Source organism: Calothrix sp. NIES-2100, assembly GCF_963875285.1.
In the GTDB taxonomy this organism is placed as follows: Bacteria; Cyanobacteriota; Cyanobacteriia; order Cyanobacteriales; family Nostocaceae; genus Aulosira.
Map to the genome: position 1 here is coordinate 3,830,527 of NZ_CAWNLA010000001.1, position 26,570 is coordinate 3,857,096.

At 39.6% G+C, this 26,570-nt stretch carries 9 protein-coding genes; all 9 read right to left on the reverse strand.

Annotation, left to right across the window (positions count from 1 at the left end; translation table 11 throughout):
* Window positions 1-26: 26 nt before the first annotated feature.
* Complete coding sequence (locus AACU32_RS15730; RefSeq protein WP_096600966.1) at window positions 27-1,346, reverse strand: MFS transporter; 1,320 nt, start codon at window positions 1,344-1,346, stop codon at window positions 27-29.
* Between the two features lie 49 nt (window positions 1,347-1,395).
* The gene (locus tag AACU32_RS15735; protein WP_096600968.1) at window positions 1,396-2,196 is read right to left on the reverse strand and encodes a cupin-like domain-containing protein; all 801 of its coding nucleotides are present in this window, start codon (window positions 2,194-2,196) and stop codon (window positions 1,396-1,398) included.
* An 82-nt stretch (window positions 2,197-2,278) separates the two neighbouring features.
* Entirely contained in the window at window positions 2,279-3,703 is a 1,425-nt protein-coding gene (locus AACU32_RS15740) for an aspartate aminotransferase family protein (protein WP_096600970.1), read from the reverse strand.
* The gene (locus tag AACU32_RS15745) at window positions 3,684-8,072 is read right to left on the reverse strand and encodes a non-ribosomal peptide synthetase family protein (RefSeq protein ID WP_096600972.1); all 4,389 of its coding nucleotides are present in this window, start codon (window positions 8,070-8,072) and stop codon (window positions 3,684-3,686) included. Before AACU32_RS15745 ends, AACU32_RS15740 begins: the two co-directional genes overlap by 20 nt.
* Before the next feature lie 86 nt (window positions 8,073-8,158).
* Window positions 8,159-12,814, reverse strand: a complete 4,656-nt coding sequence (locus tag AACU32_RS15750; protein ID WP_096600974.1) for a non-ribosomal peptide synthetase — start codon at window positions 12,812-12,814, stop codon at window positions 8,159-8,161.
* Entirely contained in the window at window positions 12,811-16,101 is a 3,291-nt protein-coding gene (locus AACU32_RS15755) for a non-ribosomal peptide synthetase (protein ID WP_096600976.1), read from the reverse strand. The genes AACU32_RS15750 and AACU32_RS15755 overlap by 4 nt, the downstream gene beginning before the upstream one ends.
* A gap of 11 nt (window positions 16,102-16,112) precedes the next feature.
* Window positions 16,113-20,654 (reverse strand): non-ribosomal peptide synthetase, encoded by a 4,542-nt coding sequence (locus AACU32_RS15760; protein ID WP_096600978.1) that lies wholly within the window; start codon window positions 20,652-20,654, stop codon window positions 16,113-16,115.
* A 140-nt stretch (window positions 20,655-20,794) separates the two neighbouring features.
* Entirely contained in the window at window positions 20,795-21,865 is a 1,071-nt protein-coding gene (locus AACU32_RS15765) for a TauD/TfdA family dioxygenase (protein ID WP_096600980.1), read from the reverse strand.
* A gap of 25 nt (window positions 21,866-21,890) precedes the next feature.
* Window positions 21,891-26,570: a non-ribosomal peptide synthetase gene (locus AACU32_RS15770; protein ID WP_096600981.1), complete on the reverse strand. Its 4,680-nt coding sequence runs from the start codon at window positions 26,568-26,570 to the stop codon at window positions 21,891-21,893.

A 26,570-nucleotide genomic window follows, 5' to 3' on the forward strand; every position in this document is an offset into this window, starting at 1 on the left:
CCTTGTTTGAGTTCGTAGTTAGGACTTTAGTCCTCAAAATCAGCCACAATAGTTTCCACATCTCGTAATTTCCGCCAGGTATAGCCAGTTAAACCCAGAAGTACGCCCAAGAAGGAAAACAGAGTATATTGCAGCGCCATTCCTGAACTTGAACCAGTACCGAATAAGCCGCCAAATATAGGCGCTAGAATACCTCCAGGCATCATTGCTGGGTGAAAGAAATTATCCGCTAAAGGCCCCGCGATCGCCAAACCTAAAGGTGAAGCAATGAGAGTAAATAAATAGCGAGTACTGAAGACTCGACCTTGCATATTAGGTGGTACTTTTGATACCCAAATTACTTGATTTGAACTAGAGACCCACGGCCAAAATACAGATGCCAAAAAACCGGTAATCATCCAAATAGAAGGTAAATTTGCCAAGCTAAAGGCCATCATGATGCTGTAATGCAATATAATGCCTAGTAATAAACCATGAATACGGGGTTTAAAACCGCCCCAGACACTCAGTCCTAAAGCACCAACTAGACCACCTAAACCAATAGCAGATTGTATGCTGGCAAACACTGCGGGATTGCTACCACTACGAGCCAAAAGAAAAGACGAATGTATTCCAAAAAGAATAGAATCAATTGAGTGAAAAATGAATAGGAAGAATAAAAGAGAGAGTAAACCAGAGTTTTGAATAATGTAGCGGCAACCAAACGTCAAATCTTGCCAAATTTTTACATCTTTTAAATCCGCTTCACTTGGTACAGGTTGGGGTATATGTACGATACAGATGGTGGCAATCGCCATGATAAATGTAACTATATCAACTGATAAAATACCTTGTAGACCAATTACATAATAAAGCACCGCAGCTAACCCTGGTGCTATGATATTCGAGCTAAACTGACCGATGTGTTCACTCATGACAACAGCTCTAGTGTAATGCTGTTTTGGAACAACCAAAGAAATCGAAGTTGAAAATGCAAAATATTGCAGATGACGAAAGGGTCCAATGATGAAAGCAGAAGCGTATATATGCCAAATTTCTAGGTGATTAGTTAAAAAAAGTAAAAAGATAATAATACTAGAGAGACCCGATGCTGCATCTCCTAAAATTATTAAAATTTTGCGATTACAACGGTCAACAATTATGCCAGCAAATAGAGTAGTGATTAATCTGGGCAATTGGTTAAAAAGGATAATTAAGGATAAGGAGGTTGCTTGACCTGTAATATTCCATGCCCAGAGTGTAATAGCAAAATCAGTCATTTCGGAGCCAAGCATTGAAAGCACCTGAGTACTCCAGATGAGGATAAAGGTGCGGAAGTTGGGTTGATCAATATCTTCTGATTTCAAAGTTTAACTCCTACGAGTAGGACATAAAGTTTTGCTATTTTTAACAAGTTTAAGCTTTACTTAAATTCTGAGTAAAAGCAGGATGTTGTTCCCAAATCTTACATATTGTTTCGGTATACAACCACATATTAATGTTTATGGTTGTCGTAATAGATAATGCTTGATGCCACCAAAAAGCGGGAATAAAAAGTATATCGCCAGGTTGTAAAGAAGCCTTCAATCCGTGAGCTTGACTAAACAGAGGAAATATTTCTAAGTTTGGTTCTTGTGGGTCAACAGGACTTGTCCAAAGTTCATCATCCCATTTTTTTACATAAAGCTTTTCTTGTTCTTCTGGTGGAAATAGAAGAAATAGTTTTTCACCAAATATCTGGGCATTAAAATTATGGTATGGGTCGTTATGAATTGTTGATTTTTGATTAGCGGCTCCCATCCAAATGCGAATATCACATCCGCTATTTTCTGGAAAATAGTTAGGAAAATCAAAATGTAACTTTAACTGGTCAAAGTATTCTTGAGCTAGTGGCGAAGTTAAGGAAAGATTACCAAGATATGATGGACGTTGGCTATCTGTATTAAGTGATTCAATGCTATCTATATAATCAGCAATAGATATTTCTGTGACTGCTGTTGATTCACCAAAGAAGATATCGAGTTCATTGTCACTTTGTCTTACGGGAACACGTACATCACCAAACATACTTTTCAAGGTGTCTGGCTTCCACAGAGAACAAGCTGGCCAATTATTGGCAACACCAGAAATAACTACTGGCTTTTCTTGAATGACAAACTCATGCTGGAATTCTTCTACGCTTGGTTTTTCAATGCGTTCAATAGGTTTAAGTTGCATATTATTGGAATTTTGCTAGTGTTTTTTCGTGCGATGCCTACGGCGGGCTACACCTACGCTCTTAAGGAAGCTAGAATTATCCTTACAAAAAATATCCTGAGCGCAAGTCATTAATGCTATCTTTCACAGCCTGAATTATGTAAGTGATATCTTCATCTGTATGTGCCGTTGATAAGAAACCACTACCGCCTCGGCTCAAAAACCCTCGATTGATTAAATGATAAGTTAACAAACTAAAACCTAGTGGCAAAGATTTTTCTGAATTAGTAGTAGAGTTTCCAGAATTAGGGCCAAATATTGAGCCAAAATTGATCATTTTCACAGGTATATTTTCAGCTTCAAGGTAGGCGTTTAAAGTGTTGACAAACTCTGCTGTGCGTTGATTTAAATTTGATTGCAACGTAGCACCTTGATTCTTGAGATACTTCAACACAGCTTTTGCAGCAGCTAAAGATAAAGGATGTTTACAATGTGTCCCGGCAAACAATGTTGTTTCTACTTGAGGAAAGGAATCATCTCCATAGTTCCACATTCCCCCATCAATTTTATCCATATAGGCAGCCTTACCAGCGATGACACCTATAGGCAAACCACCACCAACAATTTTTCCATAAGTGGCTATATCTGCTGCAACACCAAACCATGCTTGTGCGCCACCTGGATGAATACGGAAACCTGTTACCATTTCATCAAAAATTAAAGCAATATCTAATTCTGTTGTTAATTGCCTAAGTTTATGAAGAAATTCTTTTGGTTGTAAATCTAGACGGCTAGTTTGTACAGGTTCAACTAAAACAGCTGCTAATTCATGTTTATAAGCCTCTATTAATTCTAATGATTGAGGACTGCCATAATCCAAAACCAATACATCTTCCGCAATGCTAGGCGGAACACCTGAAGCTGTTGGGAGTATTTGTAAACTGCCATTTATTTCTTTAGCATCAACTAAAGTATTATCAGAATGACCATGATATGAACCAGAGAATATAGCTATTTTGTTGCGTTTTGTGGCGGCTCTAGCTATCCGAATAGCTGCCATTACTGCTTCTGTACCTGTATTACTAAAAGCAACTCGCTCCATTCCAGTCATTTCAGCAATTAACTCAGCCACTTCGCCAGCTAATTCTGTTTGAGGTCCAAGATGAATACCTTGTTCTAGCTGTTCCAGTAATGCTATTTTTACAAAAGATGGGTTATGACCAAACAGATTTATGCCAAACCCCATTGTTACATCTACATATTCATTACCATCAACATCCCAAATTTTTGAACCGAAAGATTTTTTAGCAACAATGGGATAACAAATTTCTTTTAATGCTAAGTTAAACCCTGTGGGAACTCGGCTATCAGCTAAGGTAAAACGATAGTTTTGTGTAAATTTTTTAGATGTTTTGGTATGTTCATTGTAGTCGGTGATGAATTGCTGTAAATAATCTTGCTGCAATTCCTCTGGTGCCCTATTAGTTTGAGATACAGATGACTGTAAGTTAGAAATTGTTTTTTGCATATATTTCAGTTGCTTTTGGGGCAGAGATAAAATTATTACGAATTAGGTGAGAGAAATATGTGGTAAGTAGCTTTTCATCTGTTGTTGGACAAACGATAAAAGTATCGAGGAGTCCTTGTTTTGTATTGCTACAATCAAATTCAAGTACTACAAGGTCATAATTTTCAGGTATTGATGCAGATTCACTACTCTTTTTCAGAGTAAATAATGGGATTAAAGGATATAAAGGATGATTGGGTAAATTTTCAGCAATTTTTATGAGTTCTAATTGCCATTGCTCCTCAAATATTTGTTGCAGTGGATAACCAAAAGAGCGAACTAAATTGAACAATATTTTTAAGTTAAGACGTTCTGGATTTAGCACATGAAAAGCTTTGCCTAAAGATTCTTTTTGCCTAGATAAATAAACAATAGCTTTGCTAACATAATCTACAGGTGCTAAACTATCAAAAAAATCTCGTTCGGGAACACTTCCCAGTTGTACACATCCTATCAGTAATCTGTAGAAAAAATCATTGGGATTAAATGCAGCTGTTTTGCTATGTCCAGATATCCTTCCTGGTCTGTAAATGGAGACTGGTAAGCCGCGATCGCGTGCAATGGTGACTAACTTTTCCGCTACCCATTTACTTTGAGCATAACCACCTTCTGGTATTGGATAATCATCTAGGTTAGATTCTTCGCTGACTAACTTTACTCCAGTACCCATAGGTGCAGAAAAAACACTAATAGTAGAAATGAAATGTACAGGCTTAATTTTTATTTCGCTAGCTAATCTTAAAACTTCCTGCGTTCCTAGTACATTTGCCGCCTTGAGTATGGAATATGGCGAAGCATGATGTACCCATGCGCCATTGTGATAGATAACATCAAGTTTCCTGGCTAGCGCGGTGAATTGCACTTCAGAAAGTCCTAAAAGTGGTTGAGATAAATCTCCTAAAACTGGGATAATTCTTGAACTTTGAGATTCATGCCAAATTAAATATGATTCAAGAGTGTGGCGAAGTTTTTGCTTTCCTTCCTCGGCGTTAGCAGCACGAACCAAGCAATAAATATCTGCTTGAGTTTGTTGGAGAAGTTCATCTAGTAAAAAAGCACCTAAAAAACCTGTTGCACCAGTCAAGAATATACAAGCAGGATTAGTTATCTCCTCAATCTGTTTACCCTCACAATTGATTGCTGAATCAAGCACAGCCTCGGCTTTTAAATCTAAGGTAGGATGAGCAATATTTGCACTTTTTAATCTTTCGCTCAAAGCTGCCACAGTAGACGCTGTGAATAGAGTTTTTATAGGTAAATCTATTTGAAAAAGTTGGCGGATACGAGCAAATAACTGCATAATTATTAAGGAATGTCCACCCAATTCAAAGAAGTCATCATATATTCCTATTCTTTCTAAACCAAGAACTTCTTCCCAAATTTGTGTTAGTTGTTCTTCTTGTGTATTGCGTGGTGCTACATAAACTTTTTCTCGCTCTGCATAAGTCTGTTCAAATACTGGTAAGAGCTTACGGTTAACTTTGCCATTGTTAGTTAGTGGTAATGTTTTTAATGCCACAAATCCCGTAGGCAACATATATTCAGGTAGCTTATTTTGTAAAAAGCAACGCAAGTCACTGACTGTAATTGTTGATTCTGGTTCTGGAACAAAATAGGTTACTAAAAGCTTATTACCATTATTATCTTGTTGTACATTTACAATTGCTTGTCGCACAGCAGGATGTTGACAAATAACCGCTTCAATTTCTCCTAGCTCAATACGAAAGCCTCTAATTTTTACTTGTTGATCAATGCGTCCCAAAAATTCAATATTGCCGTCTTCCGAATAGCGGACTAAATCTCCTGTTCTATACATATATGAACTGGTGTTTTCACTGTAAGCATTAGGTATAAATTTGCTAGATTTTAAATCTGGACGGTTATAGTAATTCCGTGCTAAACCATCACCAGCAATATATAATTCACCTGGAACACCAACAGGAACGAGTTGCAAATTACTATCTAATATATAAGTTTGGGTATTGGCAATAGGACGACCAATAGGAACAGAATTTTTTATCTGGCTATCAGCAGTAATAGGATAGCAACAGGTAAATGTCGTATTTTCTGTTGGGCCATAACCGTTAATTAGCTGACAGTCTTGGCACTCTTGTAAAAACTTCTGGACATGGGTAACAGATAAAACATCACCACCAGCTAAAAGTTGTTTTACTTGCTTCAAATCCTCCAGTCGTTCATCTACCATTAGGTGAAACAAACTAGCAGTCAGCCATAATGTTGAAACCTGATATTGTTGCAGCACTTTTCCTAACTCTGTCAACAAAGTTGTAGTTTCACCAGGAAATAACACTAACTTTCCACCATTTAATAAGCAAGCCCAAATTTCAAAAGTAGATGCATCGAAGGAAATTGGCGCAGCTTGCAAGAAAACTTCTTGTGCATTCAAGTTAGCGTAATTTGTTTCTTTTACTAGCCTGACGACACCTTGATGAATGACGCTCACACCTTTAGGTGTTCCGGTTGAACCGGAAGTATACATTACATAGGCTAGATTTTGAGGAGTAATTTCAGTGACCAGATTAATATTAATCTCTTGGCTAAGAGTTTCTTCCTCTTGATCCAAGCAAACGACTTTAGGTGTGAATTGGGGTAATTTTGTTACTAGTTTGTTTTGAGTTAATAAGACTGGTGTTTGTATATCTTCCAGCATCCAAGCTAAACGTTCTGAAGGATATGTTGGATCTATTGGTACATAAGCACCGCCAGCTTTAAGGATGCCTAGTATAGCAATTACCATTTCTAAGGAACGTTCCAAGCAAATAGCAACTGGAACTTCTGCCTTAATATTTAGTTTTTGTAGATAATGCGCTAACTGATTAGCACGCTGATTTAGTTCTTGATAGCTTAATTGCTGTTCTGCAAACACTAGCGCAATAGCATCTGGTGTTTTTTCTACCTGTTCTTCAAATAATTGATGGATGCACTTATCTTTGGGATAGTCTGTTTGCGTATTATTCCATTCTATTAATTGTTGGTGGATTTCGGCCGCTGTCAATAAAGGTAATGAAGAGAGAGATTGTTGAGGATTGGCAACCATACCCTCCAATAATGTTTGCAAATGACCCAACATTCGGGTGATAATGGCTGTATCAAAGCAAGAGCGATCGCTCACAATCTCTAAAGATAATTCTTTACCTACCCCTGCTTTAATTGTGATGGGATAGTTTGTAGATTCTACAGACTGCACACTATGCATCTGCATTTCTGTAGCCCATGCTTTTAAAGAAGCGTCTACAGGGTAGTTTTCAAACACCAAAATACTCTCGAACAAAGGCAAATCTCTGGGAACTTCACTCCATCCTTGCACTTGTACCAAGGGACTATATTCATACTGTTGCGCCTCTACTTGTTGCGCCTGAAGTTTTTGCAGCCAAGAAATCAGCAACTCATCTCCAGCAACCTGCACCCGCACCGGTAAAGTGTTGATAAACAGTCCCACCATTGATTCTGAACCAACTAATGCAGGTGGACGACCGGCAGAAGTAGCTCCAAAAACTACATCTTGTTCACCACTGTAACGGCTGAGGAGTATAGCCCAGGCTCCCTGTACTACAGTATTTAAAGTTAACTTGTGCTGTCGTGCTAAAGATTGCAGCGCGACGGTTGTAGCTGGTGATAGCTTGATTGACTGCTCATCATATCCGGTTGCGCCACTTGCAAAACTATTTACCCGCAACTGTGTAGGTGCAGTAAAACCTTGCAGAACTTTGCGCCAAAATGCTTCGGCTTTTGATAAGTCTTGCTGTTGTAGCCAAGTAATATAGTCTGCATAAGGACGACATCGTAATAATGATACAACTTGCTCCTCACATAGTGCTTCGTAAGCTTGGAATACTTGCTGAAGTACTATAGCCCCAGACCAACCATCTAAAATTAGGTGGTGGCTGCTCCAAATAAAATGATAAGTTTCTTTACCTACCTGTATAAGAGTCAAGCGCATCAGAGGTGATTGAGAAATATTAAACTCTTGCTGACGGTCTGTTTGTAAAAATTCTTCTAGCCTTGCTTGCTGTTCCAATACAGAGAATTCTCGCCAGTCGTACTGTTTCCAAGGTAACTGCAAACTTCTATTTACTACCTGAAACGGCTCTTTGTACTGCTTCCAGTAGAAAGAAGTGCGTAAAATAGGATGCTGGTTGATAACTTGTTGCCAAGCTTGTTTAAAAGCCGCAATATTAATATTTTTGCTAAATGTATAACAACTCTGAACAACATAAACTCCCGATTCTGGGGCGCGGAGAGTATGAAAGAGTATACCCTGCTGCGTAGGTGAAAGCGGATAAATATTTTCAATATTCTTTTTATTCATGAACAGTTACCTTCTTCTTCACAAATTCTCTTAAAAAACTCTGCGTAACTCCGCGTTACCTTTGCGTGACTCTGCGTTGAGAAAAGCTATATTTCAGCCATTAATTCATCTAATTCTTGTTGACTAAACTGCATCTGCGGAAAATCAGAAGGAGTAAACCCGCCAGCGTGGGGAGACTGACAGTGGACAATGAGCGATCGCAATGCTTCAATAAATCCTTGAGCCAGTTTTTCCACTGTTGCTGGTTGATGTAAGGCTTTGCTGTAAGTCCAATCCAGGCGCAACTTTCCCCCAACAATCAACCCATTCACCTCTAGCAAACAGTGACGCTTACCTCTCAGACTTTGGGTTGTTCCCGTTGATTCCGTCGCAGGTCGAAACATTGAGGTTTCAGAAATCACTTGGTCAAATTGACCTAAGTAGTTAAATGTCACCTCTGGTTGGGGTAAAGCTTTCAGTTTTTCCGCAATTGATTTTTCACTGAGATAACGTAGTACGCCATAGTTGATTCCTTTATGGGGAATACTACGTAGTTGTTCTTTAACTGTCTTTAATGCTTCTCCTGGGTTAAAAGCTGCTGTGATATCCAATATCACTGGAAAGATAGTAGTAAACCAACCAACAGTACGGGATAAATCAACGTTTTCTAAAATGTCCTCTCGTCCGTGACCTTCTAAATTTATCAAAAGTGAACTGTTACCAGTCCATTGTTTAAAAGTTTGCACAAGAGCCGTTAGCAAAATATCATTGATTTGAGTTTGATAAACTGTTGGTACTTCATTTAATAAAGATGTTGTTTCTGTTTGGGAGAGACTGACGGAAACTGTACAAGCTGAAGCAACAGTATTTTCTCCATTGGGAAAGTCAACAGGTAAAGGAGAAATATTTTGATAAGGCTGGCTCAACCAATAATTAATTTCTGAATTAACATTGTCCAAATTAGCATATTTTTGAAGTTTTTCAGCCCAATGTTTTATCGAAGTTGTTTTAGCTGGAAATTGATGTCTTTTACCTTGAATAATTTGTTGGTAAACTGTTTGCAAATCTTCTAGTAATATTCGCCAAGAAACTCCATCAACTGCTAGATGATGAATAATAATCAATAGTCTATAAGGTTGATTCTCTCCCAGTCTAAATAAAGCAACTTGCACTAATTGAGATAATTTGAGGCTGGCTTGAAGTGCATTAGCTTTTGCCTCTATTGCTTTTCTTTGTTCAGGCTCAGGTAAATTTGATAAATCAATGATAGCAAAAGGTATATTTTCTTCAGGTTCATTAATGCTTGGTTGCCAACCGAATTCAGTTTGCACAAACCGCAAACGCAAAGCATCGTGATGAATAAGTAATTGCTGTACAACCTGCTTTAATAATATAGGATTGCAACTCGAATCTAATTCCAACATTACTGCCTGATTCCAATGATGAGAATCAAGTAATTCCTGTTCAAAAAACCAATGTTGAATCGGAGTGAGATTCAGCGAACCTGTAACAATCCCTTGCTCATCGGCATTTTTTTTACTTGTACCTGCTACTAATGCTAAATCGCCAATGGTTTGATATTCAAATATCTGCTTAGGAGTGAGTTGTAAACCAGCTTGATTAGCTTTAGCGATCGCTTGTAAACTGAGGATAGAATCTCCACCTAACTCAAAAAAGTTGTCGTTAATACCTACATTTTCTAGCCGCAAAACTTCAGACCAAATTTGCACGAGGGTTTCTTCAACAGGAGTGCGTGGTGTAGCAAAAATAGCTTCTAAATCAGGTCTAGCGGTATCTGGTGCTGGTAGTGCTTTTCGGTCTAACTTGCCATTTGGTAAGAATGGGAGGGTATTTAAAGTGATAAAAACTGATGGCACCATATAGTCAGGGAGATTGTTTTTCAAGAAACTCCGCAGTTCACTGACTGTAGGTGACTGTTCCTGACTGGGAACAATATAAGTCACTAAGCGTTTTTCTCCGGGTACATCTTCCCGAACTAAAACTACAGCTTGTTTGACTTGTAAATGCTGGGTTAATTGGGTTTCTATTTCTCCTAGTTCAATCCGGAAACCTCTTAACTTTACTTGTCCATCAATACGTTCAATAAATTCTAGAGTCCCATCTGGACGATAACGAGCTAAATCACCTGATTTATATAACTTTGTGTCAGAAAGAAAGGGATTTGAAATAAATTTTTCAGCTGTCAAATCGGGGCGGTTGAGATAACCCCGCGCTAAACCTGCACCACCGATGTAGATTTCACCAGGTACACCGATAGGGACAGGTTGAAGGTAAAAGTCTAACAAATATATTTGAGCATTTGCGATCGCTTTTCCTATCGGTACTATTCTTTGTTCCTCTTCCGGCTGACATCGCCAATAGCTTGTGTCAATTGTTGCCTCCGTTGGGCCGTATAAATTACATAGTTCAACATTGGGCAAAATCCTGAAAAAGCTTGCTTGCAAATCACTTGCTAATGCTTCCCCACCACAAAATACTCGGCGTAAGCTGTGACAATTGTATATTTTTTGTTCTGCTAAGAGCGATCGCAACTGTGAGGGGACAAATTGCACAATGCTGACTTGTTGTTGTGCAATCAAGTCTAGAAGATAAGCATTATCTTGATGTCCACCGGGTTGAGCTACAATCAACTGTCCACCTGCTAACAAAGGTGCATAGAATTCCCAAACCGAAGCATCAAAGCTAAACGGTGTTTTTTGCAACACCCTATCTGAGGCGGTGAGGGGAAATTCCGATTGCATCCACAGCATATGATTGCAGATGGCGCGGTGAGGAATCATCACACCTTTGGGTTGTCCTGTGGAACCGGATGTGTAAATCACATACGCTAAGTTTTCCGGTTGAACTGTGGTGTTTGGGTTGTCGTTGCTGTTTTTGGCTATAGTCTCCCAATCTTGGTCTAAGCAGACTATGTGCGCGTCTGTTTGCGGTAGTCCATCCTGTAGGTTTTTTTGAGTTAGTAACACTGATACACCTGCATCAGCCAGCATAAATGCCAAGCGTTCAGACGGATAAGCGGGGTCAAGAGGTACATAAGCCCCACCCGCTTTGAGAATACCTAACAGTCCTACAAGCATTTCTAGAGAACGTTCAACAAAAATACCGACTAAAGTATCTGGACTCAGACCTAACTTTTGCAAATAGTGGGCGAGTTGATTGGCTTTGGTATTTAACTCTTGATAAGTTAATTGTCGCTCTGCAAAAACTACTGCGACTGCATAAGGTGTTTTCTCTACCTGTTCCTCGAATAACTCATGAATACACCTATTTAAGGAATATTCTGCCTGAGTGTGATTCCAAATCAACAACTGATGCTGCTCATTTGCTGTTAGTAAAGGCAGTTGTGCTATTTGTTGTTCAGGATTAGCAACAATACTTACAAGTAACGTCTGTAAATGCTCTGCCATCCGGGCAATAGTAGCAGCATCAAATAAATCAGTATTGTATTCTAATGCACCTCTGATTCCTGACTCTGTTTCCTCCATCAATAAAGTTAAATCAAACTTGGCGGTGGTAGATTCAGTTTGTAAAGCTTGTAAGGTTAAGCCTGATAACTCCACAGCCGACATGGGCGCATTCTGGAGAACAAACATAACTTGGAACAGTGGTGTATGGCTTAAGTCACGCTGGGGCTTCAGTTCTTCCACCAACAAATCGAACGGTAAATCTTGGTGGTCGTAGGCTCCTAATGTGACTTCCCGAACCTTCCCTAGCAGTTCTCGAAAAGTGGGATTATCTGATAAGTTAGTCCGCAATACTAATGTATTGACAAAAAAGCCAATTAACCCTTCTATTTGAGAGCGATCGCGGTTAGCAATTGGTGAACCAACTACAATATCCCCAGTACCCGTATAGCGATATAGCAGAACTTTGAAGGCTGCTAACAGAGTCATAAACAAGGTGCAGCCTTCCTGCTGACTCAAAGTTTTGAGGGCAACAGTCACATTCTGCGGTAAATAAAAAGATTGTATTAAGCCTCGATAACTTTGAATATGCGATCGCGATCGGTTGATGGGTAACTCTAAAACTGGCAGGTTGTTTCCTAATTGCTGTTTCCAGTAGTCTATATGAGTTGTCAGCACTTCACCTTGCAACCATTGTCGCTGCCAAACAGCATAGTCAGCATACTGAATGGGCAATTCTGGTAGTAGAGAAGGATTGCCATTACAGTAACTTTCGTAAAGGGTTGCAACTTCCCGCACCAATATGTCTGTTGACCAACCATCACTGACAATGTGATGCATGGTAAACAGTAAAATGTGTTCTGCTTTATCTAGACGTAGCAAGGTACTTCTGACTAATGGCCCAGTTGTTAAATCAAAAGGTTGCCCAGCTTCCTGATTTGCTAACTGTTGTGCCTCGATTTCTCTATTTTTTAATGGTAAGGCTGTTAGGTCAATTAACTTAATAGTCAGCTTTTGTTGAGGATTAATTACCTGAATTGCTTCGCCATTGACAATATGAAATGTGGTTCGTAAAATCTCGTGACGTTGGATGATTTTGTTAAAACTTTGTTCCAGTGCAGTGATATTAAGTAAACCCTGCAAGCGTAAGACAGCAGAAATGTTATAAAAAGGGTTGTCTGGTTCTAATTGATTAAGAAACCACAAACGTTGTTGTGCAAAAGATAAAGGCAAATTCTCCGAACTTTTTCTTGGAGCAATCGTTGGTATTTCGGGAGAAGCAATTCCTTCCTCTTCCAATAAATAAGCAAGTAGTTCTAGCTTTTCTGCGTCCATCATACCCTCACTGGTTTAGCTGCTTTCCTGTTTTCAAGTGCTTGTTTTGCTTCTTCAGCAGACATACCCTCTAGCTGTTTGACGATTTGTGCTATCTTTGCCGTCATTCCTGGTTTAGCTTCGTAGACAATAAGTCTTGGGGATAATTCCGCTATTGTGGGGAACTCAAATAAACAACGCAGAGGTAAGTCTAATTTAAAAGTTTCCCGAATGCGAGAGATAACTTGAGTTGCTAACAAAGAGTGTCCTCCTAAGTCAAAAAAGTTGTCGTGAATGCCAACTTGTTTAACACGGAGAATGTTAGCCCAGATTCCTGCTAATACTTCTTCAATAGCGTTACGAGGTGGTACAAAGGCATCTTGAAAAGTGGTTATAGCTGCGTCAGGTTTGGGTAGCGATTTCCTGTCTACTTTACCATTGGGTAAAAGTGGTAATTGTGGCAGTATAACGAAAGCCGAAGGAATCATATACTGCGGCAGTTTTTGTTTGACAAAATCACGTATTTGTGTACTTTCTAAAGAAGTAATTGATGGTTTTTGCACTACATAAGCTACCAATTTTTTGTTTCTCGGTTCATCTTCCCTAGCAATTACTACTGCTTTTGATACAACCGAATTTTGGCTCAGTACTGCTTCAATTTCTCCAAGTTCAATCCGAAATCCCCGAATTTTAACTTGATTATCTGCTCGACCAATAAAGGCAATATTTCCATCAGGTAAATATTTGGCTAAATCACCAGTTGTGTATAGATATGCGTCTGGCTGATTACTAAATTTATTAGTGATAAATTTTTCGGTAGTTAATTCTGGGCGGTTGTGATAACCTCTCGCTAAACTTGCACCGCCAATATAAAGTTCCCCGCTAACCCCGATAGGTACTGGTTGTAAATATGAATCTAAAATGTAAAGTTGATTATTGATAAAAGGTCTGCCAATGGGTACTAACTGCTCTGTTGATAACTCTTGGCGAGAACTTTCGTAGTAGGAATTATCAATTGTGGTTTCAGTTAAACCAAAAGAGTTAATTAATCGTGTTTGTTGACCGAGAAATGATTTAATTTTTTTGTATTCTGAGCCATACCAACTATCAGAACCACAGATGAGAAGTTGCATAAAATCTAAGCTCTGTTGGCTCTTTTCTAAATACTGTATCAGGTTATTTAAAACCACTGGCACAAATTCAGCGCAGTCAACTTTTTGCTGGCACATCAAAGCATATAATTTCGCAGGTTCTAGTAGAAATTCACGCGGACAAATCACTAATTTGGCACCAGAACATAAAGCCCGGATGAAATCGCCAGCAAAAACATCGAAGCAGAAATTAGCCATTTGCAGGTGACAAGTTAGAGTTCGCAGTTGATAAGCTTGTTCCCAGCCGTAATAGGCATTGACAAGGCTGCTATGCTTAACCAGCACACCCTTTGCCTGACCAGTAGAACCAGAGGTGTATATGAGATATGCTAAGTTTTCGGGTGTAACTGTGTTGCTAGGTAGATTTAACTCTGATTCTTGAGAAATTAACGCCCAATCTGCATCTAGACAAACTACCTGACCTTTGTAAGCTGGAAGTGCATCTACCAAATGCTTTTGAGTGATTAGTACTTGACAATCTGCATCTTGCACCATGTAAGTTAGACGCTGTGCAGGTTGGTCTGGATCTAACGGGACATAAGCACCACCAGCTTTGAGCACACCCAAAACTGCGATCGCTATTTCGAGGCTGCGTTCTATACCAATACCTACTAATACTTCTGCACCCACACCTAATTGTTGCAAGTATCGTGCTAACTGATTCGCGCGCTGATTTAGTTGTTCATAGGTAAGGCTTTGTTGGGAAAATACTACAGCTACTGCATCTGGTGTTTTCTCTACCTGTGCCTCAAATAATTGATGTATGCATTGCTGAGGAAACTCTAGCTGGGTTTGATTCCACTCTATGAGTAATTGATGTTTCTCGGCTGCGGTTAAAATTGGTAGTTCGTGAAGGCGCACCTCTGGATTAGCGGCTATTCCTTCCAGTAATGTCTGGAAATGGCCTAGCATTCGCGTAATGGTAGCGGTATCAAAACGAGTGCTATCCCCAGCAATTCTAATTTCCAACTCAGACCCAGGAATAACGCTAATAGTTAGGGGATAATTTGTATGGTCAACGGCGCTGAGAGTCTCGATTTCTAAATTTTTTCGCCAATCTGATAACGCTTGATCTACCGGATAATTTTCAAACACCACGATGCTTTCAAATAAGGATAAACCTCGTGGTATTTCACTCCAACCTTGAATTTCTACCAGTGGAGTATATTCATATTGCCGGATTTCTAATAATTGATGCTGTAACTTTCCTAGCCAAGAAAGTAACGACATTTCTGCATCCAATTTCACCCGTAAAGGTAAGGTGTTAATGAATATTCCTACCATTGACTCAGCTGCTGGTAGATCTACTGGACGACCGGAAACTGTTACACCATACACTACTTCATTCTCACCACTGTAGCGGCTAAGAAGCAAAGCCCAAGCCCCCTGAACTATGGTGTTTAGAGTCAGTTGATGCTGTTTTGCCCAAGATTTTAGAGATGTTGTCGTTGCAGGGGAGAGTTTGAAACTTTGTTCAAGATATTTTTCTGGTTGAACCGATAAACTGTGAACTTCGAGATTAGTTAAAGAAGTGGGTGCTGTAAATCCTTGTAATGCTTGTCGCCAAAAAGCCTCCGCTTGAGATAAATCTTGTTGTTGCAACCAAGCAATATAATCAGCGAAGCGACCAACGAATGGTAAGGTGATTTCTTCACCCCGACAAAATGCTTCGTAAAGTAACGCAAAATCTTTGAATACTAACGCCCCTGACCAGCCATCAAGAATAATGTGGTGGGAACTCCAAACAAAGTGGTAATGCTGGTTATCCAAACGAATCAAAGTCAGACGCAATAGAGATTCATCAGATAAATTAAAACCCAATTGGCGATCGCTCAACAAAAAAGCCTGAAATTTCTCTTGCTGTTCTTCGGGATTCATTCCCCGCCAATCTAGTTTTTCTAGAGGTAATTGGACTTTTTTATTTACAACTTGTAGCGGTTTGTCAAGTCCTTCCCAATGGAAACTAGTACGCAAAGGTGAGTGGTGCGCCACGACTCTTTCCCAAGCCCGTTCAAAAGCCTCAATATTGAGCATTCCCCGTAAGCCATAGCTTACCTGCACAAAATAAGCTCCAGATTCCGATTCATACAAGTTGTGAAAGAGAATACCCTGCTGAATGGGGGAAAGTTCGTAGATATTTTCGATATTGGCTGTATTCATTGACTTGTCTCCTAAGCTTTTTGGTTGAATTTTGCCAAGAATTTATCCAAGTCTTGTTGATTCAACTTGGCTTGGGGGAAGTCTGAAGGGGTGAAACCAACAGCTTCAGGAGATTGGCAATGAGCAATGAGCGATCGCAATGCTTGAATAAAACTATTCGCCAATTTTTCTACTGTGGCTTGCTGATGTATGGCTTCGCTGTAAGTCCAATTCACTTGCAGTTGTCCGTCAGTCACAATTGCTACAACTTCTAATAAATAAACTCGACTACCCCGCAGGCTACGGGCTGAACCAGTAGATTCTTTTGCAGGCGCAAACAGTGAAGACTGCGTCATTACTTGGTCTGTTTGCCCTAAATAATTAAACAGAACCTCAGCTTGGGGTAAGCCTTGGAGTTTTTCACCCTCATCGCTGAGGTAACGCAGTACACCATAACCAAGACCGCGATCAGGGATAGCACGCAGTTGCTCTTTTACAGCCTTCAAAGCATTACCCAAATTTTCCACAGTTCCTAAATTCAGCAGCACCGGAAAATGGGTAGTAAACCAACCCACAGTCCGCGACAAATTCACATCTGCGAAAATGTCCTCTCGTCCGTGTCCTTCCAGTTCCAGCAGCAGCGAATTTTCTCCCGTCCACTCTGCAAATGCTTGTACAAGTCCTGTCAGCAATACATCGTTAATTTGGGTGTGATAAGCCTGATGCACATCCTGTAGTAAAGCTTGGGTTTCTTGCTGACTAAGGGAAACTGTAACAGTACGAGCATCTAGCAGCGTATTTGTCCCTGACGTATAGTCTACAGGTAAGGGCGAGATGGGTTTTTCTAGTTGCGTCAACCAGTAATTTAACTCTTGCTTGAGGGTTGGAGATTGAGCATATTCCTGCAAACGATAAGCCCACTGTTGAAATGAAGTAGTTTTATTTGGTAAAACTATCGTCTCACCCTGACTCATCTGCTGATATGCTGTTTGCAAATCTTCTAGTAAAATTCGCCAAGAAATACCATCTATAGCTAAGTGGTGGATGATAATTAATAGGCGGCTATTTGCTTGTGCGCCTAAGTCAAATAAAGCAAATTTAACTAACGGCCCGTCTGATAAATTCAGGCTAGCTTGAAGTTCTGCGGCTGTTTTTTCAATGGCTGTTTTTTGCTCAATTTCTGGTAACGCTGATAAATTTATGGGTGTAAATATCGCTGTTTCTTTATCAGCAGAAATAATTTGTTCCCAACCAGATTTTTGATGATGAAAACGCAGACGAAATACATCATGGTTTTCAAATAAACATTGTATCACTTGCTGCCACAAATAGAAATCTTTTTTTGTATTTATTTCTAACAATAAAGATTGATTCCAATGATGTGGCTCTGGTTGATTTTGTGCGAAAAACCAATATTGAATCGGTGTCAGTGGTACTTCACCAGTTATTAGATATTGTGGTGTATGGATGCTTTCATTAGCACTAACTACCGTTGCTAACTCGGCAATTGTAGGACGGTCAAAAATTTGCTTAGGAGTTAATTTTAAACCTGCTTGATTAGCTTTAGCCACAATTTGAATACTGATAATAGAATCGCCGCCTAATTCAAAAAAGTTATCTTGAATCCCAACTTGTTCTAGGCGTAAAACTTGCGCCCAAATATCAGCTAATATTTTCTCTACAGCCGTGCGAGGAGCTACAAAAGTTCTAGATATTTCTGGACTTGGTAATGCTTTGAGGTCAATCTTACCATTAGGAAGACGAGGTATATTGCTGATACGTACAAAAGCAGATGGTACCATATATTCTAGTAGTTTTTCTGCCAAAAAATGACGCAAATCATTGAAACTAGCAGCTATTTGTCCCGGTTGGGGAACAATATAAACCACTAACCGTTTTTGACCAGAATTTTCTTCTCTAGCTATAACTACATTTGCCCGAATGCTGGGATGTTGGGCTAATGCAGTTTCAATTTCCCCTAATTCTATCCGGAAACCACGAATTTTTACTTGCTGATCAATACGACCAAGAAATTCTATGTTTCCGTCTGGTAAATAGCGGGCTAAATCACCAGTTTTGTATAGACGACTTCCTTCTACTTCCTCAAAAGGATTGCTAATAAAACTTTCGGCTGTTAAATCAGGACGGTTCAAATAACCTCTAGCTAAACCATCGCCACCAATATATACTTCCCCAGCCACACCCAAAGGAACAGGATGTAAATTTCGGTCAAGTAAGTAAATTTGTGCGTTTGCAATTGGGCGACCAATAGATACTGACTTTCCTATTTCTGGCGAACAGCAATGATAAACAGTACTCCAAACTGTGGCTTCTGTGGGACCATATTCGTTAAATAAAGCTGCTTGGGGAAGTTTTTCTAAATGACGAATCACTAATTCTGCTGAACAAGATTCACCTGCAACGATCGCACTACGTAATGAAACTAATTCTTGTTGGTTTGCTTGCTCTAAAAGGACGTTATATAAGGAAGGTAAACCTAATAAATGAGTTACCTGATTTTGGCGAATTAAATTGAGCAAATATGATATATTTTGCTCTCCACAGACTTGGGGAAATACCAAAGTTCCCCCAGAGCATAGTGTCCAGAAAATCCCAGCGACAGAACTATCAAAAGCAAAGGAGGAAAGTAATAAGAAACTACCAATAGGTTCTTGATAGTAATTAAGCCGCGCCTGTGTGGAGTTGACTAAATTTTGATGAGTGATTTGTACACCTTTAGGTTTACCTGTAGAGCCAGAAGTATAGATAATATAAGCTAAATTGGCAGATGTCATCGCCACAGCAGGATTATCTTGGTTCTCAGATGCAATAATTTCCCAATCAGTATCTAAGCAAATAATTCTTGCTTGAGTTTCTGGTAAATCTTGCAGCAAAGATTGCTGAGTTAATAATACTGGCGTTTGGGTATCTTGCAGGATAAATTGTAAGCGTTCTGATGGATAGCTTGGATCTAACGGTACATAAGCCCCACCTGCTTTAAGAATAGCAAGAATACCAATAGTCATTGATAAAGAACGCTCTACACAAATTCCTACTAATACTTCTGGCTTCACACCTAATTTTTGTAGGTAATGAGCTAGCTGATTAGCACGTTCATTTAATTCACGGTAGGTTAATTGCTGATTGTTAAATACCACAGAAATATTATCTGGTACGCTTTCTGCTTGCGCCTCAAAAAGCTGATTAATTAATTGAGAGCTATTGTAATCAACTTGGGTATTGTTAAACTCAAATAGTAGTTGTTGAAGCTCGCGATCGCCTAAATTTTCTAATTCGCTAATCGCCGTATCGGGATTACAAATAACACTAGATAATAGTTTCTGAAATTGCGCTGCTAAACGTTGAATATCTTCTAAGGGAAATAACTTAGCATCATAATACAAATCAACAACTAAATCATCTTCTTGAAGAATACAAGATAGTTTAAGTTTGAACCTATCAATACAAGCATACTCTTTGTAGAGATTAAATGTTACGGTATCGGCAGATGCTTGCTGTGCTTGCTCTGTAAATTCAAAACAGTATGGGAAGAAATCAATAGCCCAATTCTTGCTATACTCTTGCCAAGAAAAGTAATCTTGCCATTGATGAGCTTGACGAACCGATTCTTGAACTTGTTGCCATATTTTCTTAAATGATAAATCCGGTTGTAAATGAGATGCGATCGGTAAATATCTAGCAAATAAACCAATAGCTGATTGTAACTCTTCATACTTCCGTCCATCATATAATTTACCGACAACTAGGTCAGAATGATCGAGATTTCGCCATAATACAATTTGCCAGCAAGTTAATAAAAAATCAGCCAAATAATCAGTTTGTTTTGGCAATATATTCTCAATATCAACTAAAAAATTTTTACAAAGTTCCAGTCTAAAAGTTTTTGGTTCAAAAATTACAACGTCTTCAGCAACTTTTTTATCAAAAGGAAGCTCTTGTTGTTTCCAGTAAGCTTTACCTAAATTAGCATCTTCTGCTGTTAGTAATTCATGTTGCCATTCAGCAATATCTGCATATTGCAACACTTCATCAGATAATTGTTGATTATTTATATTGGTTGCATAAAAGCGGCTAACTTCATGTACCAAATTACGAATACCAATCGCATCAGCAATCATCGCTGGTAAACTTACAAGCAATATATGCTGATTAGCTACAAATTTAATTAAATCTATTTGGGTAAAATTGGAATTATGAGATTTATGCTGATTCAAAAATAAGTCTATTTGCTTATCTTTGTCTTCAGCATCAAAATCACTACCATCATGATAATTAATTGAAATATTCTGGTTATCAGCTATTACCTGTAATGGCATTGTCATTCCTGGTAAACACTGAAAATTTGTGCGGAGTATTTCATGTTGATTAACAACATCCTGTAGAGACTTCTTAAGAATCTCCATATCCAGTTCGCCATCGATAGCAACAGCACACTGAGCAATATAAGTATTATCTTGAGTAACAGACTTTAATCTCCATAAATGCTCTTGCTGTGGTGACATTCGATAACCGGCGACATTTTCTATTGGTGATGTATTGTTGAGTATTTGCATAACTCTGAATTTATTCCTGATAAGTAATTGTTGGGATTTTTTGTAAATAACCGCACCAGACACAGAGGAGGGCAGTTGCGTGGGCGGGTTTCCCGACTTGAGCAAACTGCCCGTAACGCAGAGAAAAGAAAGGGAGATGTTTACGAATATTTGGAGATTTTTATATTTGGATTAGTGAATGGATCAGCCATTCCTACTACAACTTTACGTGAACCGACGAATGGCGAACGACCATGAGCAATTGACATATTATCTAACATCAATAAATCTCCTGCTTGCCAAGGAAATAAAACCGTTTCTTGCTGATAGACTGCGCGTAATTCTTCTAAAACTTCTGGTTCAATGGGTAAGCCATCACCATAATATGTATTGTTGGGTAAATCTTCTTCTTTAAACTCTGCTAATAAAGCATCTATAAATGTATGTTCAAGAGTAGAAATATGGAAGAAAGTAGCATGATTAAACCAAATGAATTCCCCAGTTTTTGGATGTTGTACTACAGCTTGACGTATTTGACGAGTCCGTAAACGTTCGCCTGTTTTCCATTCAAATTCAATACTGTTTCTCCGGCAATATTCTTCTACTACAGCTTTATCTCTAGTTTGAAAAACAGTCTGCCAAGTTAGCCCAAAACCATCATTATAGTTACGAACATATAATACCTTTTTTTCGATAAACTTTTCCCGAATTTGGGGATGAATGCGCCCAAAAATATTACGACAGTCTGCAATTGGTGTTTCCCCGCCTTGCTGTGCTGCAATTAAACAGCCAAAGTATATTTTTAATGGCCAAGTTAACCAATAAGTACCCTCATTATGTAAGAAAATACTTTGCTCGGCAGGGTAATCTGTTGATGTGTAGATTTTATCACCAACTTCATGACGTGGTGAAGAGCGATCGCGGTATTCTAACAACTCGCCACTGGAGGTTAATTTAACAAACTCATTGAACAAAGCTGTTGTATTTATATTAAAATTGCGGAAAAGTAAAGCTCTATGCTTCAACAACAATGATTCAATCAACTCCTTGTTGCTGGCAGCCCATTCTAATAAATTTACGCCAGCTATAGTAGGTTTCACAACTAAAGGAATGCAGCTTTCTGGTAATAGTTGCTTTGTCTCAATGAGTGTACCTTGAGATATCTTGAAAGTTTTACGTGATATGCTTCCTAATTTTTTCAGGCTAGGGACTGGAGTATTTTCTTGTTTCATTGTTTAATCTTCCCGCTTAGAAGCTCTAAAATGCTCTGCGTTTAGCAAGTTTCAACTTTTGAATACTTGACTTTTCAAACTCTTTGATTTGTTTGTCATTATTAAATTTTAGATTGTTACCGCCAGCAAAAATTTCGTATTCTTCATTTGGTAATTGAGCTAGTGTTGTCAGAGTATGAGCGTACTCATTGGCAATTTCCTCTATTTGCTGGTTAGATAATTCAGAAGTGTTACCACACAATGAAAGCTCGACTTGAGAGGAAATTACATTTAGTCTGAACTCAGCTAAGATAACAAAGTCTGTAATGTTAAATCCCTGAGTATCTAATACTTCTAAATCACCTAATGTGCCAATACGCTGATAAACATGGAAATGAGTGAAATTAAAACAAGTTTCAAAACGACGTTTCCCACCTAAATCTTTTTGAATCTGAGCCATTGGATACCATCTGAAGGGTAATAATTCCTGCTCTGATTGAAAAACTTGGGATATCAAATCCATCCAAGTACCTTGAGGAAGTTGCATCCGAAATGGTAAAGGATTGAGGAAAAGCCCAAGGCAGCGAGTACCATCACTTGTTTCTGGTCGTCCATTAGATGAAACTAGCGTTACCACTTCTGACTCACGACACAGCTTGTTAATCACTCTCAGGTGTGCAGCAAAAAGCACGCTCTTGAGTGGAACTTTAGCAGACTGAGCTAGTTTCTTCAGCCGTTCCGAAACCTCAGAGTTAATGGGTACTTGCACAACACGAACTTCTGAAGTTTCGTCAGCAGACCTTTGGGAAACAGGTTGGCGAGGTATAGTTGTCTGAGGGCAGTCATGGAGCTTTTGCATCCAATAACGTTGGCATTCCTCAGAATGGAGAGCTTGTTTTTGCAAAGCTACAAAGTTACGGAATGCGTTGGCTGGTGGTGGCGCAATTGGCGAAATTTCTTTACCCAACAGGAAGAAGTAGTGTTCAAACAACTCAGTCAGCATCGAAGCTACACTCCAGCCATCGAGAATGGCATGGTGTTCGGTAAAGCTAAACTGAAATGTTTCTTCACTGCGCCGATGGATTTGAAAGCGCAAAAGTGGGGCAATTGTGCAGTCAAATTTGTTGTTTTTCTCAGCTTCAAACCAACAAGCTAGTATTTCTTCTTGTTCAGCAGCAGACAGGTGGCACAGATCCTCTAATTGGCAAGGAACAGAAACAGTTTTATGGACTAACTGCAACGGTTCGCTAAAATTACTCAAATCAAAGGAAGTACGCAGCAGCGGATGGCGAGTTGCCAGATGTTGTACGGCGGTATTTAGTTTATCAAGGTCGAGGGAAGCTCTGATATGAATGCTAGAGACGTTGTGATAAGCTTTGGTGTTCGCACTATACTGACTGTGAAACAGCATTCCGGCCTGAAGCATAGTCAGGGGGTAAGCATCCTCTAAATCCTGGGGTAACTTACACACATCCTCTTGGCATATTAAGCTAAATGGTTGGACTTGTTCGGCGATCGCACTGCTGACTTTTGCCGTTGTCAGCTCTTGAGCTAGTTCATGTATAGTTTGATGTTGAAATATCTGCTGTAGGAAAAGGCTCAACCCACGCTCTTTAGCTTTGCTCAATACCTGGATACTACGGATGGAATCTCCTCCTAAAGCAAAGAAGTTATCGTGAATGCCAACCTGTTCAACTCCAAGGACTTGTACCCAAACGTCTACGAGTACCTTTTCTTCAGGCGTGGAAGGGGCTACATAAGCTTCGTCTAATTCCGGTCTGGCTGTATTGGGTGTAGGTAATGCCTGACGATCAACTTTACCGTTAGATGTTAAAGGCAGTGCCTCTAACAGAACAAATGCCGATGGCAGCATATAATCTGGCAGTTGCACTTTGAGCCAGTTTCGCAATTCACTGGTGGTTGGGACTTGCTCAGATTTGGCAACAATGTAAGCTACTAACTGTTTATCATCAGGTTGATCCTCTCGGACTAGAATTACAGTTTCCCGCACAGTTGGGTGTTGTCTCAGTAGTGCCTCAATTTCTCCTAACTCAATGCGAAAACCTCGGATTTTTACTTGATGGTCGATACGTCCTAAGTATTCTAGTTCTCCATTAGGTAAGTAGCGAGCTAAATCACCTGATTTATAAAGTCTTGCGCCTGGCTTGTTGCTAAAGGGGTCGGGAATAAACTTTTGGTTGGTTAATTCAAGACGGTTGAGATAACCTCTAGCTAAACCAGCACCACCAACACACATCTCACCAGGTACTCCAATCGGCAGTAGCGAATTGTGCTTATCTAGAATATATACTTGCAAATCTGGTATCGGACGACCTATAACACTACCATTTGCTGTTTTCAAATCTGCAACAGTTAGAGGACGATAGGTAACGTGTACAGTTGTTTCGGTAATACCATACATATTCACCAACTGGGGAGAATCATCTCCGTGACGCTCAAACCAAGGTGCTAAACTTTGGATATCAAGTGCTTCTCCACCAAAGATTACCAAGCGCAGGTTATCAGCAAAGGTCTTGTCAGATAATTCTTCCTGCTGCATCAATTGGCGGAAAGCTGATGGTGTTTGGTTAAGAATCGTTACCTGCTCTTGACACAACAAGTCACAGAAAGTTTGCGGTGTGCGGCTTACTAAATAAGAAACTACTACCACTCGCCCGCCATAACAGAGCGCGCCCCAGAGTTCCCAAACTGAGAAGTCGAAAGCATAAGAGTGGAAAAGCGTCCAGACATCATGTTCGTTGAAATGGAACCATGATTGAGTTGCTTCTAAAAGACGAACAACATTAGCATGAGGTACCAATACACCCTTTGGCTGACCTGTAGAGCCAGAGGTGTAAATGATATATGCTAAGTTTTCTGGTGTTAGATTCCTATTATCAGGATTTTTGGTACTTTCTTGGGAAATAGTTATCCAGTCGGAGTCTAAGCAGATGACCTGAGCTTGATGTTCTGGTAATTTTGTGACCACATCTTCTTGGCTAATTAATACCCGAATTTGGGCATCTTGCAGCATGAAAGCTTGCCGTGACTGAGGATAAGTTGGATCTATCGGCACATAAGCACCACCAGCTTTGAGTATACCTAATAGTGCGATCGCCATTTCTAAGGAACGCTCAACGCAAATGCCCACCAGTACCTCTGGCCCGACTCCGAATTTCCGGAGGTAGTGCGCCAGTTGGTTGGCACGGCAATTTAGCTCATGGTAAGTTAGGTGTTGTTCAGCAAATGTGAGTGCGATCGCATTAGGTTTTTTCTCTACATGAGCTTCAAATAGCTGATGTATGCAAAGATTTGAGGGATATTCAGTTTGGGTATTATTCCACTCTACTAAGCATTGGTGTCGCTCAGTGTGCGTTAACAACGGTACATCCTTTAACTGCTGCTCTGGATTTGCAACTATACCCTCAAGCAAAGTTTGCAAATGTCCTAGCATTCTAGTAATGGTAGCAGCATCGAAACGAGTGCGATCGCCGTCAGACGTGCCGTAGGTATCGCTGTTAATCTGAAGTTGTAATTGCTCTAAAGGCGCGACAATCAGGCTGAGAGGATAATTAGTGCGATTAACAACGCTAAACCCACCAATCTCTAAGTTTTCCTTTCCTTGAAGTAAGGAAGAATCTAGAGGATAGTTTTCAAAAGCAATGAAACTCTGAAATAAAGGTATGCCTTTAGGTATTTCGCTCCATCCCTGAATTTGTACTAAGGGAGTATACTCATATTGCCGTGCTTGGGCTTGTTCAGCTTGCAGGTTTTTCAACCAAGAAATAATAGATTCATCTCCATTCACCCGCACGCGCACAGGTAAGGTATTTACGAATAACCCAACTGCTGACTCTACTCCTGGTAAACTCACTGGACGGCCAGAAGTATTAGCCCCAAAAACAACATCATCTTCACCAGAATATCGGCTCAGAAGTAAAGCCCAAGCTCCTTGTACTAAAGTATTGAGAGTAATTTGATATTGGCGTGCAAAAGATTTTAGTTTTTCTGTAGCTGCTACCGATAACTCAATTTTTTGCTCATCGTATTCCTGACTGCTTGATGTGTTGGCGACAAAATTATCTACTACCAAGGGTGTCGGTGCAGTAAATCCTTTGAGGGCATTTCGCCAAAAATTTTCTGCTTGAAAGAAATCTTGCTGGCGCAACCAAGTAATATATTTACGATAGGGAAATGCAGGTTTTAAATATGGATTTTGATTAGTGCATAATGCTTGATAAATTTCCATAAATTCTGTGAACAGCACAACCCGCGACCAACCATCCCAGAGTATATGATGGTTACTCCAGACGAATTGGTAAACATCATCAGCCATCTGAATCAACACTAACCGCATTAAAGGCGGGTGCGAAAGTTCAAAGCCGCGCTTTTGTTCTGTTTGCAAAAATGACTGTAGTTGTTGCTGCTGTTGTACTGAATTTATCCCCCGCCAGTCTTGTTGTTCAAGAGGTAGTTCTATTTGTCGATGCACCACTTGCATCGGTTCATCTATATCTTCCCAGTGGAAAGAAGAACGCAAAACTGCGTGCCTTTTTGCTAATTGCTGCCAAGCTTGCTCAAAAGCCAAAGTATTGAGATTACCTTTGAGGGTGATGTTGTAGCGATCGCAATATACACCCGATTCAGGTGCGTAGAGCGTATGAAAAAGCAATCCCTGCTGTGTAGGTGAGAGTTTATATATATCTTCGATGTTCTCTACTTTCAT

Bases quoted from the DNA above. Each gene is read 5' to 3' on its own strand.
- AACU32_RS15735 (WP_096600968.1), bottom strand. From the start codon at position 2,196: ATGCAACTTAAACCTATTGAACGCATTGAAAAACCAAGCGTAGAAGAA.
- AACU32_RS15740 (WP_096600970.1), bottom strand. From the start codon at position 3,703: ATGCAAAAAACAATTTCTAACTTACAGTCATCTGTATCTCAAACTAAT.
- AACU32_RS15745 (WP_096600972.1), bottom strand. From the start codon at position 8,072: ATGAATAAAAAGAATATTGAAAATATTTATCCGCTTTCACCTACGCAG.
- AACU32_RS15750 (WP_096600974.1), bottom strand. From the start codon at position 12,814: ATGATGGACGCAGAAAAGCTAGAACTACTTGCTTATTTATTGGAAGAG.
- AACU32_RS15755 (WP_096600976.1), bottom strand. From the start codon at position 16,101: ATGAATACAGCCAATATCGAAAATATCTACGAACTTTCCCCCATTCAG.
- AACU32_RS15760 (WP_096600978.1), bottom strand. From the start codon at position 20,654: ATGCAAATACTCAACAATACATCACCAATAGAAAATGTCGCCGGTTAT.
- AACU32_RS15765 (WP_096600980.1), bottom strand. From the start codon at position 21,865: ATGAAACAAGAAAATACTCCAGTCCCTAGCCTGAAAAAATTAGGAAGC.
- AACU32_RS15770 (WP_096600981.1), bottom strand. From the start codon at position 26,570: ATGAAAGTAGAGAACATCGAAGATATATATAAACTCTCACCTACACAG.